Below are 15,670 nucleotides of genomic sequence, written 5' to 3'. Positions count from 1 at the left end.
GCACAATCAAATGACAACGGGCAAACTTCGGAGAGGAACGGGCATGTACGCCGCTGAACGGCATCAGCTCCTGGCTCAGCGCGCACGTCGCGACGGTCGTATCGACGTCGGCGACATCGCCGCCGAACTCGGTGTCGCGCCCGAGACCATTCGCCGCGACCTCGGCGTCCTCGAGCGCCAGGGCACCGTCCGCCGGGTCTATGGCGGGGCGGTCGCGATCGAACGGCTCGACTTCGAGCCCGAAGTCGCCCAGCGCGACCAGACCAACGCCGCCGAAAAGGACGCGATCGCCCGCGCCGCGCTGGATCACGTTCCCGACCGCGGCTCGATCCTGCTCGACGCCGGCACGACGACCAGCCGGATCGCGACCCTGCTGCACGACCGCGAGCTGACGGTGATCACCAACTCGATCCCCATCAGCTCGATCCTGGCCAACCGCCCGGGAATCACGCTGCACATCCTCGGCGGCCGGGTCCGCGGCACCACACTCGCCGCGGTCGAAGACTGGACCCTGCGCATGCTGGACGGTCTGCTGGTCGACGTCGCCTTCGTCGGCGCCAACGGTTTCTCCGCCGAACACGGCTGCACGACACCGGACATCGCCGAGTCCGCGGTGAAGGCCGCGGTGGTCACCGCCGCCCGGAAGCGTGTCCTGGTGGCCGATCACACCAAGTACGGCACCGACCAGCTCAGCCGGTTCGCCACGCTTTCCGAGATCGACGTGCTGATCACCGACAGCGGCATCGACCCGGCCGCGGTCGGCGAACTCGCCGAAGCGGGCCCCGAGGTGGTGCTGGCGTGATCGTCACCGTGACCCCCAACCCGAGCCTCGACCGGACGGCGCGGCTGACCGAATTGCGCCGCGGCGAGGTGCTCCGCGCGACGCGTGTCCGGCTCGACCCTGGCGGTAAGGGTGTCAACGTCGCCCGCGCGCTGACCGCCGCGGGCACCCCGGCCGTCGCGCTGCTTCCCGCCGGCGGGGCCGTGGGCGAGCGGCTCGCCGACCTGCTCGCCCCCGAAGGCGTTCCGGTCGTGGCCGTGCCGATCGCCGGGACGACCCGGAGCAACATCACGCTCGTCGAAGCCGACGGGACCACCACCAAGATCAACGAACCCGGCCCGGAGATCTCCCCCGCCGAACTGGCCGCGCTGGAGAACCGGGCGGTCGAACTGGCCGCCCGCGGGGAATGGCTGGTGTGCTGCGGAAGTCTCCCGGCGGGGGTACCGGACGACTTCTACGCGCGGCTCACCGCGCTGGCACACGAAGCCGGGGCGAAAGTCGCCGTCGACACCTCGGGCGCACCACTGGCGGCGGCCTGCGCGGCAGGCCCGGACCTGGTCAAGCCCAACCTCGACGAGCTCACCGAACTCGCCGGCCACCCGCTGCCGACACTCGGCGACGTCATCACCTTCAGCCGGCAGCTGATCTCCGGCGGTGTCGGCGGAGTGCTGGTCAGCCTCGGCGCGCGCGGCGCCGTACTCGTCGGGAAGACCGAATCCCACCACGCGCTCGGACCGCTGGTCGCGGTGCGCAGCACGGTCGGCGCCGGAGACGCCACCCTCGCCGGTTTCCTCCACGCGGGAGGAAACGGCCCCCAAGCCCTGCGGACCGCGGTCGCCTACGGCACCGCCGCGGTCACGCAGGAGGGCAGTCGGATGCCTGCCCCGCACGAGGTGCACCCGGACCAGGTGCGCCTGCTCGAAGCCGATCCCACCTTCACCCTCCGCGGAGCCGCCGCATGACCACCTCAGACCTGATCACCGCCGACCTGGTCGACCTCGGACTCGACGCCCCCGGCAAGGAGGTGGCCATCCGCTCGCTCGCCGAACGGCTCGTCTCCGCGGGCCGGGTGACCGACCTCGACGTGTTCCTCACCGACATCGCCGCCCGTGAGGAGCAGATGGCAACCGGGCTGGAAGGCGGCATCGGCATCCCCCACTGCCGCTCGGCCGCCGTCACCACACCGACCTTGGCCTTCGGGCGCAGCACGGCAGGGGTCGACTTCGGCGCACCCGACGGCCCGGCGAAACTGATCTTCCTCATCGCCGCCCCCGAAGGCGGCGGCAGCGAACACCTCAAAGTACTGGCCGCCATCGCACGGAGGCTCGTCCGCGCCGAGTTCAAGCAACACCTCCTCGACGCCACCGACCCCGGAGAGGTCGCCGACTACATCGTGAGCGAGGTGGCCTGACCATGAAATTCGTCGCCATCACCGCGTGCCCCACCGGGATCGCCCACACCTACATGGCCGCCGAATCCCTGGAACAGACCGCCAAGGCCAACGGCGACACGATCGTCGTGGAGACACAAGGCTCGGCAGGCTCCATCCCACTGTCCACAGAGGACATCCAAGCCGCCGACGCGGTGATCTTCGCCGCCGACCTCGCCGTACAGGGCCGGGAACGGTTCGACGGCAAACCGATCGTCGAAGCACCGGTCAAGACGGCGATCAACGACGCGGCCGGGTTGCTCGAACGCGCGAAAGCCGCGGCCCGCGAACCCGTCCCGGCCGCCACCCCCGCTCCCCCCTCGGCTCCGGAGCTGACCACGAAGGCCGGTGACAACGACCGGCTCGGCACCCGTGTCCGCCAGTGGCTGATGACCGGGGTCAGCTACCTCATCCCGTTCGTGGCCGCCGGTGGTCTCCTCATCGCCCTCAGCTTCGCGTTGGGTGGTTACCAGATCGTCGACGCGCCCAAGGTCACCGAACACTTCGACGCCGCTTCGCTCAACGGCTGGGCGGCGCTGTTCTTCCAGATCGGCAGCGCGGCCTTCGACTTCCTCGTGCCGGTACTGGCCGGATTCATCGCCTTCGCGATGGCCGACCGGCCCGCGATCGCACCCGGCTTCACCGGTGGCGCGATCGCGGTGGCCGTCGGCGCCGGATTCCTCGGCGGGCTCGTGGCCGGGCTGCTCGCCGGTGGCGTCGTCATGGCGCTCAAACGGATCCAGGTCCCCAAGGCGATGCGCGGGGTCATGCCCGTGGTCGTCTACCCGTTGCTGGGATCGATCGTGGTCGGTGTCCTGATGTACGTCGTGGTCGGCAAGCCCATCGCGGCCGCGACATCGGGACTGACGAACTGGCTCAACGGCCTCAGCGGCGCCAGCGCACTGCTGCTTGGCGCTCTGCTCGGCCTGATGATGGCGTTCGACATGGGCGGGCCGGTCAACAAAGCGGCCTACGCGTTCGCCGTCGGCGGCCTGACCACCGGCACCACCGCCTCGTTGCAGATCATGGCCGCGGTGATGGCCGCCGGAATGGTGCCGCCCCTGGCGCTCGCCCTGGCCTCCACCGTGCGCAAGAAACTGTTCACCGAAGCCGAACGGGAGAACGGCCGCGCGGCTTGGCTCCTCGGGGCGTCCTTCATCACCGAAGGCGCCATCCCGTTCGCCGCGGCAGACCCATTCCGGGTGATCCCGTCGATCATGCTGGGCTCGGCCGTCACCGGCGCACTGTCGATGACCTTCGGCGCGACACTGCGCGCACCGCACGGCGGGATCTTCGTCGTCCCGCTCATCGGCAGCCCGTTGCCGTTCGTCGTGGCGCTGATCGCGGGCACCGCCGTCGCCAGTGCCTCGGTGATCCTGCTCAAGCAACTGCGCTTCCGCGGCGCCGAACGCTCCACCGTCACCACCCGCCCCGTCAACGCCTGAAGGAGTCCACTGTGTACCAACGCCGCACCCTCGTCGCCAGCTCCGTCGGCCTCCACGCCCGGCCCGCCGGCCTGGTCGCCAAAACCGCCGCCGCCCAGCCCGCCGAGGTACGGATCGCCAAGGTCACCGACGGGACCGCCGGTGACGCGGTCGACGCCCGCAGCGTCCTCAGCCTGCTCGCCCTGGGCGCCGCCCACGGCGACGAGATCGAACTCAGCGCAGACGGCGACCAGGCCCGCGAAGCGGTCGACGCCCTCGCCGAACTCATCGCCGCCGACCTCGACGCCTGACCGTCTCCCGCGTACGAGATCGCGTCGCTTGTCGTGCTCTCGACACGAAACCCTGCGACGGCGGGGAGGTTCCGGTGAGCTTGCCACCGGCGAGCGGGTCGAAGCCTGCCATCGCCGTCACACAGTGATGATAATCATTGCCAATTCCACGGGCAGCCGATCCCCGAACTGTTGATAACGATTATCGAGTGCAGTTAAGCTCCGGTGTCCTTCCACCACAGATCGATCGGCGTCCCCATGGTTGTTCGTTCGCGGCCGTCCGCGTCGCCCCCGGGCGTTCGCGACCGGGAGGCGGCGCTTGCCCGGTCCCGCTTTCTGCTCCGGGGGACGGTCACGGTCCTCGCCGTCGCGATCCTCGCGCTGCTGGTCGTCTCCGGTTCGGTGGGGACGGTCGAGGTCGGGCTCGTGGACGCGGCCCGGATCGTGATCGGCCATCTGGTGCCGAACGTGCCGTGGATGTCGGACGGCAGCCTGACCGTGTTGCAGGACCAGGCGGTATGGCAGTTCCGGCTCCCCCGCGCGCTACTGGCGGGGCTCGCGGGGGCCGGGCTGGCGCTCGCCGGGGCGATCATGCAGGTGATCGTGCGGAACCCGCTCGCGGAGCCGTACCTGCTCGGCGTGTCGTCCGGCGCGGGTGTCGGCGCGGTCCTCGTGATCACCCTCGGTTCGGCCGCCGTGGGCGGGCTCCCCCTTGGCGCGGCGGCCTTCGCCGGGGCTTTGGTGGCCAGTGTGTGCGTCGCGCTCGTCGCCCGGCATCGCGGCATCCTGTCGCCGACCAGGATGATCCTTTCCGGTGTCGCCCTGGGTTCCCTGTTCAGCGCGATCACGAGCTATCTGACGTTGACCACCGAGGCACAGAACGTCTTCAGCGTCCTGTTCTTCTTGCTCGGCAGCGTTTCCGCCGCCTCGATGGCTTCCTTGGCCGTACCGGCGGCGGCGTTCGCGGCCGCCTGTGTCGTCGTGGGACTGCGGACCAGGGCCATGAACGCGCTGCTGAGCGGCGACGAGTCCGCGACGGCGCTGGGAGTCGACGTGAACCGTCTCCGCGCCATGCTTCTCGTGACCGCCGCCCTCCTGACGGGGTCGATCGTGTCGGTCAGCGGCGGCATCGGTTTCGTCGGTCTCGTGATCCCGCACGTGGCGCGGATCCTCGTCGGCTCGGACCATCGCCGGATGCTGCCGGTCGCGGTACTCGGCGGCGCCCTGTTCCTCATGGTCGCCGATCTGCTCTCGCGCACGGTCGCGGCGCCCGGCGAAATACCGATCGGGATCCTCACCGCGGTCGTTGGCGCGCCGTTCTTCCTGTGGCTGATGCGCCGGGACACGGCCACGCGGGCGGGGTTCGGCCGGTGAGGGTCCATTTCCACGAGGTCAGCGCCACGCTGGGCGGCGACCGGGTGCTGCGGAACGTGGACATCGAGGTCCGCTCCGGCCGTTTCCTCGGGCTCGTCGGCCCGAACGGCAGCGGCAAGTCGACCTTGCTGCGCACGCTCTACCGCGCCGTCGCGCCGTCATCGGGCCGGGTGCTGCTGGGCGAGCACGACGTGTGGCGCACCGACCGGCGGACCGTCGCCAGGGCGGTGGCGGTGATGACTCAGGAGACGTCGTCCGAGTTCGACCTGACGGTCCTCGACGTGGTGCTGCTGGGCCGGGTGCCCTTCCAGCGCGGATTCGGCCGTGACACCGAAGCCGACCTCGATCTCGCGTGGGCCGCGCTCGACCGGGTCGGCGCCACCGACATCGCCGGCCGGCCCATCGGACGGCTCTCGGGCGGACAGCGGCAGCGGGTGATGCTGGCCCGCGCGCTGGCGGCCGACTCCCCCGTCCTCGTCCTCGACGAACCGACCAACCACCTCGACATCGCCTTCCAGCTGGAACTCATGCGGATCGCGGCCGGGCTCGACCGCACCATCGTCGCCGCCCTGCACGACCTCAACCTCGCCGCCACCTACTGCGACGACATCGCGGTGCTCGACGCCGGCCGCGTCGTCGCCACCGGAACGCCGGACGAAGCGCTCACCCCACGCGTCGTGGAAGACGTGTTCGGTGTCGCCGTCGACCAGCTCACCCATCCACGCGACGGCAGGCCGGTGCTGGTCTTCGGCCGTCGTGCGGAAACCCGTTCACCTCTCGGCACACCCGGAAATGAGAACCATGCGTAAAACCCTGTCCTTCGCCGCGTTCGGTGCCTGCCTGTCGCTGATCGCGGGTTGCGGTACCTCGGTCACTCCGGCCGCGCCGCCGAACAACGCGGGCACGGCGGTCACCGTCTCCAACTGCGGCCGGGACGTCACCGTCAATGCCGTACCCCGCGCCGCGGTCGGGCTCAGCCCGTCGCAGACGGAACTGTTGCTGCGGCTCGGTCTCGCGGGCTCGCTCGTCGGACAGGCGCAGACCGCCACCGCGCCGCTCCCGGAAGACGTGGCCGCCCAAGCCGCCGCCGTCCCGGTGCTGAGCGAGTCGGGACCGCCGAGCAGGGAGAAGCTCCTGTCCGCGAAGCCGGACTTCGTCTTCTCCCCCACCACCTACGAATTCACCGCGGAGAAGGGCTTCGCCAGCCTGGAGCAACTGCGGCAAAGCGGAGTCGCCGCCTATGTCGCCGCGGGCGGCTGCGCCGAACGCCGCATGAACGGCACGGTCGAAGATCTCTTCACCGACCTGGAGAACCTCGGCAGGATCTTCGCCGTGCCGGACAAGGCGAAGGCTCTGGTCGATCAGGGCCGGACGGATCTGGCCACTGTGGACAAAGCGATCGCGGGCCGTCCCCGTCCCACCGTCGCCCAGGTGTTCCTGGAAGGAACCACCGTCACCGCGATCGGCGCCGGCATCGAGTACGACATCATCCGCAGGGCGGGCGGGGACAACGTGTTCTCGCCGAAGGACCCGCAGTTCGCCAAGTTCTTCGCCGCGCAGATCACCCCCGAGGCGCTCGCCGCGAAGAATCCCGGCGCGATCGTGTTCGCGGTCAACGGGGCCGCGCAGAAGCAGGCGAGCATCGACTACCTCACCCGTACCTTCCCCGCCATGACCGCCGTCCGCGAACAGCGCTTGATCGCGATCGACGCGGCCGACACCTATCCCGGCACCCTCGGGAACATCTCGGTGGTGCGGGAGATCGCGCAACGACTCCACGCGGACGCGTTCACCCGGTGATCCATCGCAGGCTCCTGCGATTGGCGGGTGTCGTCCTCGCGCCCGTCCTGCTGCTCGCGCTGCTGTCGATACTCGTGTCGGCCTGCTACGTCGGCGGAGCGGTCCTGACTGCGTCCGTCCTCACCGAACTCACCCGAGGCGGGGACTTCGCGACCGTGACACCCGCGATCGCGGCCTTGACCGGCGTCGTCGCGGTGCGCGCGGTCCTGCTGTGGACGCGGGAGGTCGCCGCGGCCAGGTTCGGCATCGCCATCCGCACCAGGCTGCGCGGCGAACTACTGCGCCGCATCGCCGCACTGGGACCGGCCTGGACGCGGGGAGAGCGCGCGGGCGCGATCACGCACACGGTCGTCGACGGGGTCGAAGCCCTCGACGCCTACTACAGCCGCTATCTGCCGCAGCTGCTCGTGACCTGTCTGGTTCCCGCCGCCGTCGCCGGGTGGCTGTTCACCGTGTCGGTCCCCGCCGCCGCGATCCTCGCGACGGCGGTCCTGTGCGCCGTGGCCGTCCCCCGTTTCTGGGACGCCCGGCTGCTCCGGACGGGCCGAACCCGGTGGAGCGCCTACGAAAAGCTGGCCGCCGACTATCTGGAGGCGACCCAGTCGATCGGTGTCCTCCGGCTCTTCGGCGCGGGACGCCGGGCAGGCGAGGCACTCGCCCACCGCGGCGACCGCCTGCACCGGGTCACGATGGCCCAGCTGCGCGTCTCGCTGGTGGAAGCGGGAGTCAGCGCCCTGGCACTGCACCTCGGCCTCGCGGCCACGATCGTCGTCGCGTGCGCCGGGGTCGTCGGCGGTCCGGCGCCCGCCGCGTCGGTGTTCCTGTTCTTGTTGTGCGCCAGGGAATGCTTCCGCCCGGTACTCGACCTGTCCGCCCACTGGCACGTCGGTTATCAAGGACTGGGCGCGGTCGAGGGCATCGACGAGATCATGACCGCGCGCCCGCAGGTCGCCGACACCGGCACCCGCACCGAACCCGCCCGGCACGGGGCTCGGCTGCTGCTGCGGGACGTCGGGTACCGGTACCCGAACGGCGCGGGCGTTTCCGGCATCGGCTTCGAATGCGCGCCGGGGAGCACGACCGGGATCGTGGGCCCGTCGGGTGCCGGGAAGAGCACGATCGCCCGGCTTCTCGTCCGCGAGGCCGACCCGCAGCAGGGGACGATCGAACTCGACGGAACCCCGATCACCGGGTACACCCTCGCCGCGCTGCGCGCGAGCATCGGCGTCGTCGGCCAGCACACCTGTCTTTTCCATGGCACCGTGGAAGAGAACCTCCGGCTCGCCCGGCCCGGCGCCACGTACGACGAGATCCGCGCCGCCGCCCACGTCGCGGACGCGATCGAGTTCGTCGAGGCACTCCCCCAGGGCTTCGCGACGGTCCTCACCGAGAACGGGGCCCAGCTGTCCGGCGGTCAGCGGCAACGTCTCGCCATCGCCAGGGCGGTGCTCGCCGCGCCTCCGGTGCTGCTGCTCGACGAAGCGACCTCGGCCCTGGACGTCGACACCGAGAACCGCGTCCTCACCCGGCTCGCGGAGCACAGCGACGGCACCACCCGGATCGTGATCGCCCACCGCGAGACCGCCCTGCGTGACGCCGGCGCGATCGTCACGATCGAGTCCGGCCGCGTCGCCGGACAGGCGGTCCGCTCGTGAGCGGGCCGCTCCGGCGGCTGCTGCCGGTCGTCGGCGAGCAACGGGCCACCTTCGTCTGGACGGTCGTGAGCAACGCGGCCGTCCAACTCGGCGCGCTGACGACGACCGTGCTCGGCACGTGGCTGGCCGGGCGGGCCGCGGCGACCGGCACCGCGCCACTGGCCCTCGTCGCGACCGTCCTGTGCGGCCTTGCCGTGGTGACCGCGGCGATGACCTGGCGCGAGTCCTGGGTCTCCCACGATCTGGCCTACCGGCTGATCGGCACCTTGCGCGCCCGGGTGTTCGACCGGTTGCGCGTGAGCCTGCCCGACCGCCGGAAGCCACGCAGGAGCGGCGACCTCGTCTCCGTCGCCTTCGCCGACATCGACCGTCTCGAATGGCTCTACGCCCACACCGCCGCCCAGGCACTCACCTCGGCCATGATGGTCGCCGCCACCGCGACCCTGTCGCTCCTCGTCACGCCGTGGCTGCTGCTGGCGTGGGTACCGTTCGTCGCCGTGACCGCGGCGCTGCCGTGGCTCTCCGGCCGAGCGGGAACGCGGCAGGGCACCGAACTCACCGAGGCCGCCGCCACCCTCAACGCCGAACTCGTCGACACCGTCCGCGGCCTCGGCGAACTCAGCAGCGCGGGCGCCCTGGACCGTCGCATCGCCGCCCTGGAGGAACAGACGCGGGCGATGACCGCCGTGCAAACGAGGATCGGCTCCCGGATCGGCGGGGAACGCGCGGTCACGGACGCGGCTCTGGCGATCGGCGCGATCGGCGCGCTCGCGGTCTGCGCGGCGAATCTCGACACGATCGACCGCGCGCTCGCACCGGTCGCCATGGTGCTGGCCACCGCGGCACTCGGCCCGATCGCGCAGATTTCGGATCTGCTGCGCAACGTCGGCACGTTGCGCGCCGCCGGTACCAGGATCACCGGAATCCTCGACCGGGCACCGGCGGTCCACGAGCCCCGCGTGCCCCGGCCCCTTCCGCCCCGCGACCGCGCGACCGGACTCGTCTTCGACCGCGTGTCCTTCGGCTACCGCGACGACGCTCCACCTGTCCTGCGCGAAGTGTCGTTCACCGTCCGCCCCGGCGAACGGGTCGCCCTCACCGGGCCGTCCGGCGCGGGCAAGACCACGTGCGCGCTGCTCGCGACCCGGATGTGGGATCCCGACACCGGTCACATCACCCTGGACGGCGTCGCCCTCACCGAACTGGCCGACGACGACCTCCGCCACGCGATCAGCGCCGTTCCCCAGGAACCCGGCCTGTTCACCGGGACGATCGCCACCAACATCCGGCTCGGAAAACCCGAAGCCGACGACACCGAGGTCGAACGGGCCGCGCGGCGGGCGGGGATCCTCGACCCGGGAGCCGGCTTCCCCGCCGGACTCGCCACCGCCGTCGGCGAGGCCGGCGACGGGCTGTCCGGTGGCCAGCGAGCACGGGTCGCCGTCGCCAGGGCGCTGCTGATCAATCCGCGGATCCTCGTGCTCGACGAGGCCACCGCCAACCTCGACCCCGAAGCCGACGAAGCCATCACCGCGGCACTCGCCGCGGCCGGGAACGACATCGGTGTCCTCGTCATCGCCCACCGCCCCGCCACACTGGCCAGCTGCCACCGCGTGGTCGCGCTGCGAGAAGGATCGGTGCGCCGGACGGCCCACCACCCCCGCATCGACCCGGCGAGACAGGCGTGACCGCCACCCCGGCGACAGCCACCGGACCGCCGGCGCGCGGGACAGAGCACCATCCGGGATCAGGAGTGCGGACAGTTCCCGAGGAAAGCCGAGGTCTTGGGGTCCTTCGGAATCGGGCAGAGGAACTGCTCGTACCGGGTGTCGTTGTCCACGAAACGTTTCAGCCAGGAGATGCTGTACTTGGCGGTGGTGACGTTCGGCAGCGCCGGAGCGATGTGGCCTCCGCCCGCGATCTCGACATAGCCCTTGTTCAGCCCGGGGGCGAGGCTGTCGTAGAACGCCTTCGCGTGGATCGGGGTCGGCGCGATGATGTCGCCTTCGCCTGCGATGACGAGGGTCGGCGTGCGAATACCCGCGTACCCGCCTCCGATATTCCACGGGACGATGGGGATGGCCGCTTTGAGCGCGGGATTGCGGACCGCCGCCTCCAGTGTTCCGCCACCGCCCATCGAAATACCCATCACCGCCAGCCGGGAAGTGTCGATCCGGTCCTTGGCCCGGCTCTGTTCCACCATGAACTTCAGCGCCGCCAGCAATTGATCCGCGCGAGCGGAGGGAAAGTCGAACACCGAGTTGGTTTCGACGGTCAGGACCACGAACCCCTGCGAAGCCAGCCGGGGCCCGAACCAGCGCAGGAACAGTTCCGACTCGCCGAAACCGGGCGCGACGGCGACCGCGCCGAAGGTGCCCTGGCTTGTGTCGTTCGGGAAGTGGAGAGTGCCGCCGCCGAACCCGTTCCCACGGGCGACCGATATCTCTGTCACCGCGAACGGCCCTCGTTCGGCCTCGATACTCGCCATCGTGGGATCCGGGCCCCGCTGATAGGACTCGTCCTGGCCGGCCACGGCATCGGTGGGCACCACACCCGAACCGAGCATCGCGAACGCGACCGCGGCGGCCATCGCGGCCGCTATCTTGTTCCGAATTCGCATATTCGTACTACTCCTCAGCCGAATAGCCGTGACGGCGGAAGCGGGAATGGTCTGTCATATCGATCGACGGCCGCCAAAGCGAACTCCGCGCATTACGAAACCCGCCCTGTTCGCGGTGACATGGCCGGCGCGGCGAATAACTCGAAGTACTGCTTCGTACTTCGCGTACGCTATCGTTCTCGAAGAGTGACAACAAGAGAAACGGATACGTTCGCACGCGGGCCATCACGCCGAGAACAGTTCGGAATACCGGAATTGTCATCCACGGCATGAAATCGCGATCGAAGAGCCGGCGTCTCGCGCGCTACGACCAGCTCGTGACCGACCGCTCGGCCGCGCCGGCTCGTCGCCGATCAGCGGACAGACGGGGCCCGGTAGACGACGTGTTCGAGTCGGGCTCGGCGGGAAGCGCGTCGATCAGGCCGAAGACGTGTTTGTCGCGCTCGCTCCAGCTCCTCACTCTCCGAAGAGTCGTTCAAGCGCGTGAAGTTCGCGATGAAGTACGAGCAGGCCCCAGACACGAAGAAGCCCAGGCCATCAGGCCTGGGCTTAAGCTCCCCCGCTTGGACTCGAACCAAGAACCCTCCGGTTAACAGCCGAATGCTCTGCCAGTTGAGCTACAGGGGATCGTGCTCCGTACCGGCCGGATCGCTCCGACCGATGAGAGAACTTTAGCCTATGCCCTCCGGCGGCCGCGCACCCACCCCCCACTTTCGACATCACCTCGTCAAGCTCGCGTTTTGAGGGACAATGACAGCCGGAGCAAGATCGAACGGAGGCGTGGACTCGGATGAAGATGTTCCTGCTGGGTGCGGCCGCGGGCTATGTGCTGGGCGCGAAGGCCGGCCGCGGGCGGTACGAGCAGATCGTGCGGACCTACCGCAAGATCGCCGACCACCCCATGGTGCAGGGCGCCGCCGGGGTCGCTCGCGCCAAGGTCGGTGAGCGGTTCGGGCGGCCTCAGCGCTGACCCCGGACCGAAAGGGCCCTTCACCGCGTCCGACGCGGTGAAGGGCCCTTTCGCCGCATCTGACGCGGTGAAAGTCCCTTTCAGCCCACGACGGCGACCACGAAGACCCGCCGGAACTCGAACCAGGTGGTCCCGTCGGGGCGCGGCGGGTAGGCCTCGTCCAGTTTGCGGGCGATCTGCGCGCGGAAGTGGTCCCAGTCCTCCCCCGAGAGGGCCTCTTTGACCGGCCGCAGCGACGTGCCGGTGATCCATTCGAGTACGGCGTCCTCACCGGACAGCCGCTGCAGATACGTCGTCTCCCAGGCGTCGACGGCGCATCCCGCGTCGGCGAGCAGATTCCCGTAGCCGAGCGGGCTGTCGACGGCTTCGTTCTCCCGCAGGACGACGTCGGCGAGGCGCGGAGCCCACTCGTCGGTGCGCGCGAGGGCGCGGACCAGGGCGTGCGACGGGGCGTCGAAGTTGCCGGGGACCTGGAACGCGAGCGTCGCCCCGGACGGCAGGAGCTCCACCCAGCGGCGGAGCAGGTCACGGTGTTCCGGGACCCACTGGAGCACGGCGTTGGAGATGACCACGTCGGTGTCCGGTTCGGGCACCCAGTCGTTGACGTCGAGCACGCGCGCGTCGACACCGCGTGATCGTGCGGCTTCGACCATTTCGGGTGAACTGTCGCTCGCCTCGATGATCGCGTCCGGCCAGCGTTCCGCCAGGCCGGCGGTCAGATTCCCGGGGCCGCAGCCGAGGTCCGCGACGCGCCGGGGCGCCTTGGCCGGTATCCGCCCGACGAGGTCGTGGAACGGCCGGGCCCGCAGGTCGGCGTAGTCGAGGTACTTGACCGGATCCCACATGGCGCCTCCCAGCGATACAGTACGAGCGTACTGCTAGCTGTCCGGCTTCGCCAGCTTCCTGGCCGCCTCCTCGGCGATCGCCTCGACCACGCCGGCGTCGGTGCCCGGGTCGGGCCGCACCTGCAGCACCGTGCCGTCCCGGCCGGGGACCTTGCGCTCGACGAACCACGCTCCCCCGGTCCCGAGATCCTTGCGGTACCGCCCCCGGATCGAGCCGTCGACCCGCTGCCGGATCAGGATCGGGACCTTGCCGGGCCGCCCGAGCTCGAACCGGACCGGGGCCTTGTCGGCCAGCAGCACGGCCTCCCCCGCCATGCCGGTCTCCTCGGACTCGGTCAGGGTCAGCACCCCGGCGGACCACGCCGCCTTGCCGATCAGATGCCAGCCGACCCGGCGCGGGCCCGGGATCCACAGTCCCAGCGGCGTGACCAGCAGATATCCGCCGCCTTCGACCGCGGCGCTGCCGACCACGTGCTCGCCGTCGTCCAGCGTGCCGTCGAAATCCGCCGGGACACGGTCACCCATCAGGTGACGCAGCCAGCCCATGCTCAGTCCAATCCGCCGATGGCCTGTTCCTTCAGCGCCTTCCGGTACTGCTCGAGCGCGACGAGGTCGCCGAACAGCGCGCGGTAGTCGTCCGGCGCCTCGACCGGGGAAAGCCGCTGGAGCTTCGACTTGATCTCGTTGATCTGGCGGCCGACCAGGCTTTCCTGCACCGCCGCGAGCTGTGCGGAGATGTAGCGCGAGTCGACCTCGCCCTTGGCGCGCAACGGTTCCACCGAAAGCTCGCTGAGCACTCGCCGCACCGTTCCCTGCGGGCAGTGCGGGGCGGCCGCGTCGAGCAGGGCGGGCCCGGTCAGGCCGGAACCCGCTCCCCCGGCGGACAGCAACGCCTTGTGGATGGCGACGTAAACCGGATGGGTGAAGGCGTCCTCGGGCAGCGCGTCGTACTCAGCTCCGGCGAGCATCGGCTGCTGCAAAGCCGCCTTGAGCGCCTCGCGCTGCGCGATGAACCGGGGATCCCCGGGCGCCGGCCTGGGCAGGTCCTCTTCGGCGGTCGCGGTGGCCGCGGTGGCCGGCCGCCGCACCTCGATGGTGGCGGAGCGTTTCGCCGCCGCCCCGGCGCTGCCGCGCACCCGGTTCACCACCTGCGCCGCGTCCTGCCACCCGACCCACCAGGCGAGTTTCGACGCGTAGCCGTCGCGGCTGGCGCGGTCCTTGATCCCGGCCACCAGCGGAACGGTCTTCTGCAGCGCCGCGACCTGACCGTCGACGGAGTCGAGGTCGAAGGCCTTGAGCATGCTCTTGATCGCGAACTCGAACAGCGGGATCCGCCGCGCGACCAGGTCGCGCACCGCGGTGTCGCCCTTGGCGAGCCGCAGTTCGCACGGGTCCATGCCGTCGGGGGCGACCGCGATGTAGGTCTGCCCGGCGAAGGTCTGGTCGCCCTCGAAGGCCTTCAACGCCGCCTTCTGACCGGCTTCGTCACCATCGAAGGTGAAGATCACTTCGCCGCGGAAGGCGTCGTCGTCCATCATCAGCCGCCGGAGGACCTTCATGTGGTCCTCGCCGAACGCCGTCCCCGAGGACGCGACGGCCGTCGGGACCCCGGCGGCGTGCATCGCCATCACGTCGGTGTAGCCCTCGACGACGACGACCTGGTGCCGCTTCGCGATCTCGCGTTTGGCCAGGTCGAGGCCGAACATCACCTGCGACTTCTTGTAGATCGGCGACTCCGCGGTGTTCAGGTACTTCGCCGAGACACGGTCGTCGTCGTAGAGACGCCGCGCGCCGAACCCGACGACCTCGTTGCCGACGTCGCGGATGGGCCAGAGCAGCCGCCGGTTGAACCGGTCCATCGGCCCGCGCTGCCCCTCCTTGGCCAGCCCGGCCGTGAGCAGTTCCTTGACCTCGAACCCGCGGTTGAGCAGATGTTTGGTGAGCTTGTCCCAGCCCGCCGGCGCGTACCCGCAGCCGAACGTCTGCGCGGCGGCCGCGTCGAAACCCCGTTCCGACAGGAAGTCGCGCGCCGCACGCGCGTCCGGGGTGAGCAGCTGCTCGGCGTAGAACTCCTGGGCCGCGCGGTGCGCCTCGATCAGCCGGGCGCGGGTGCCGCGATCACGCTGGACGCTTCCGCCGCCGCCTTCGTAGGTGAGCCGGAAACCCACCCGATCCGCGAGCCGCTCGACGGCCTCCACGAACGAGATCAGGTCCATCTTCTGGATGAACTTGATCACGTCACCGCCTTCGCCGCAGCCGAAGCAGTGGAACGTGCCGTGAGTGGGGCGCACGTTGAACGACGGGGTCTTCTCGTTGTGGAACGGGCAAAGCCCTTTCAGGCTGCCCCCGCCGGCGCTGCGCAGCGCCACGTAATCACCGATGACCTCGTCGATCCGGTTGCGCTCGCGCACCTCCGCGATGTCGCTCTCCCGAATCCGTCCTGCCACGCTCATCACTCTAGGCCGTGTCCGGTTCGTCGCTT

General features: G+C 70.2%; 15 protein-coding genes and 1 tRNA gene. 11 read left to right on the top strand and 5 right to left on the bottom strand.

Features of this window, described 5'->3' with window-relative positions; genetic code table 11:
* Positions 1 to 43 precede the first annotated feature (43 nt).
* From ACFWIW_RS19430 to ACFWIW_RS19385, 10 genes are all read left to right on the top strand, one after another.
* The gene (locus ACFWIW_RS19430; RefSeq protein WP_378369685.1) at positions 44 to 802 is read left to right on the top strand and encodes a DeoR/GlpR family DNA-binding transcription regulator; all 759 of its coding nucleotides are present in this window, start codon (positions 44 to 46) and stop codon (positions 800 to 802) included.
* Positions 799 to 1,743 (top strand): 1-phosphofructokinase, encoded by a 945-nt coding sequence (pfkB, locus tag ACFWIW_RS19425; protein ID WP_378369684.1) that lies wholly within the window; start codon positions 799 to 801, stop codon positions 1,741 to 1,743. The genes ACFWIW_RS19430 and pfkB overlap by 4 nt, the downstream gene beginning before the upstream one ends.
* Positions 1,740 to 2,192: a PTS sugar transporter subunit IIA gene (locus ACFWIW_RS19420; RefSeq protein ID WP_378369683.1), complete on the top strand. Its 453-nt coding sequence runs from the start codon at positions 1,740 to 1,742 to the stop codon at positions 2,190 to 2,192. Before pfkB ends, ACFWIW_RS19420 begins: the two co-directional genes overlap by 4 nt.
* A 2-nt stretch (positions 2,193 to 2,194) precedes the next feature.
* Positions 2,195 to 3,655, top strand: coding sequence for a PTS fructose transporter subunit IIC (locus tag ACFWIW_RS19415; RefSeq protein WP_378369682.1), 1,461 nt, complete (start codon positions 2,195 to 2,197; stop codon positions 3,653 to 3,655).
* Positions 3,656 to 3,666: 11 nt separating this feature from the next.
* Complete coding sequence (locus ACFWIW_RS19410; protein WP_378369681.1) at positions 3,667 to 3,945, top strand: HPr family phosphocarrier protein; 279 nt, start codon at positions 3,667 to 3,669, stop codon at positions 3,943 to 3,945.
* 237 nt (positions 3,946 to 4,182) lie between these two features.
* Entirely contained in the window at positions 4,183 to 5,298 is a 1,116-nt protein-coding gene (locus ACFWIW_RS19405) for a FecCD family ABC transporter permease (protein ID WP_378369680.1), read from the top strand.
* On the top strand, positions 5,295 to 6,107 hold the full coding sequence (locus tag ACFWIW_RS19400; RefSeq protein ID WP_378369679.1) for an ABC transporter ATP-binding protein: 813 nt from the start codon (positions 5,295 to 5,297) through the stop codon (positions 6,105 to 6,107). The genes ACFWIW_RS19405 and ACFWIW_RS19400 overlap by 4 nt, the downstream gene beginning before the upstream one ends.
* Positions 6,100 to 7,098 (top strand): ABC transporter substrate-binding protein, encoded by a 999-nt coding sequence (locus ACFWIW_RS19395; protein WP_378369678.1) that lies wholly within the window; start codon positions 6,100 to 6,102, stop codon positions 7,096 to 7,098. Before ACFWIW_RS19400 ends, ACFWIW_RS19395 begins: the two co-directional genes overlap by 8 nt.
* Before the next feature lie 20 nt (positions 7,099 to 7,118).
* Positions 7,119 to 8,753: an ABC transporter ATP-binding protein/permease gene (locus ACFWIW_RS19390; RefSeq protein ID WP_378369677.1), complete on the top strand. Its 1,635-nt coding sequence runs from the start codon at positions 7,119 to 7,121 to the stop codon at positions 8,751 to 8,753.
* Positions 8,750 to 10,441, top strand: a complete 1,692-nt coding sequence (locus tag ACFWIW_RS19385; protein WP_378369676.1) for an ABC transporter ATP-binding protein — start codon at positions 8,750 to 8,752, stop codon at positions 10,439 to 10,441. The genes ACFWIW_RS19390 and ACFWIW_RS19385 overlap by 4 nt, the downstream gene beginning before the upstream one ends.
* A 59-nt stretch (positions 10,442 to 10,500) precedes the next feature.
* On the opposite strand, the gene ACFWIW_RS19380 is transcribed toward ACFWIW_RS19385, so the two are convergent.
* Both ACFWIW_RS19380 and ACFWIW_RS19375 read right to left on the bottom strand, forming a co-directional pair.
* Positions 10,501 to 11,373: an alpha/beta hydrolase family protein gene (locus ACFWIW_RS19380; RefSeq protein WP_378369675.1), complete on the bottom strand. Its 873-nt coding sequence runs from the start codon at positions 11,371 to 11,373 to the stop codon at positions 10,501 to 10,503.
* Positions 11,374 to 11,927: 554 nt separating this feature from the next.
* Positions 11,928 to 12,000 (bottom strand) — tRNA-Asn (locus ACFWIW_RS19375).
* Positions 12,001 to 12,163: 163 nt separating this feature from the next.
* Here ACFWIW_RS19375 and ACFWIW_RS19370 point away from each other — a divergent pair.
* Positions 12,164 to 12,343 (top strand): hypothetical protein, encoded by a 180-nt coding sequence (locus ACFWIW_RS19370; protein ID WP_007031230.1) that lies wholly within the window; start codon positions 12,164 to 12,166, stop codon positions 12,341 to 12,343.
* An 80-nt stretch (positions 12,344 to 12,423) separates the two neighbouring features.
* Here the strand turns inward: ACFWIW_RS19370 and ACFWIW_RS19365 are convergent, their stop codons facing one another.
* From ACFWIW_RS19365 to dnaG, 3 genes are read right to left on the bottom strand one after another with little or no spacing between them, the layout of a single operon-like run.
* Positions 12,424 to 13,188, bottom strand: coding sequence for a trans-aconitate 2-methyltransferase (locus ACFWIW_RS19365; protein WP_378369674.1), 765 nt, complete (start codon positions 13,186 to 13,188; stop codon positions 12,424 to 12,426).
* Positions 13,189 to 13,221: 33 nt separating this feature from the next.
* A complete protein-coding gene (locus tag ACFWIW_RS19360) occupies positions 13,222 to 13,734 on the bottom strand; it encodes a hypothetical protein (RefSeq protein ID WP_378369673.1) in 513 nt (170 codons plus the stop codon).
* Positions 13,735 to 13,736: 2 nt separating this feature from the next.
* Positions 13,737 to 15,641, bottom strand: a complete 1,905-nt coding sequence (gene dnaG, locus ACFWIW_RS19355; RefSeq protein ID WP_378369672.1) for a DNA primase — start codon at positions 15,639 to 15,641, stop codon at positions 13,737 to 13,739.
* Positions 15,642 to 15,670: the final 29 nt, after the last annotated feature.

It is taken from the genome of Amycolatopsis sp. NPDC058340 (assembly GCF_042723975.1).
In the GTDB taxonomy this organism is placed as follows: domain Bacteria; phylum Actinomycetota; class Actinomycetes; order Mycobacteriales; family Pseudonocardiaceae; genus Amycolatopsis.
Note: the sequence above shows the minus strand (reverse complement) of the source record. Positions and strands in the feature narration are given on the sequence as shown.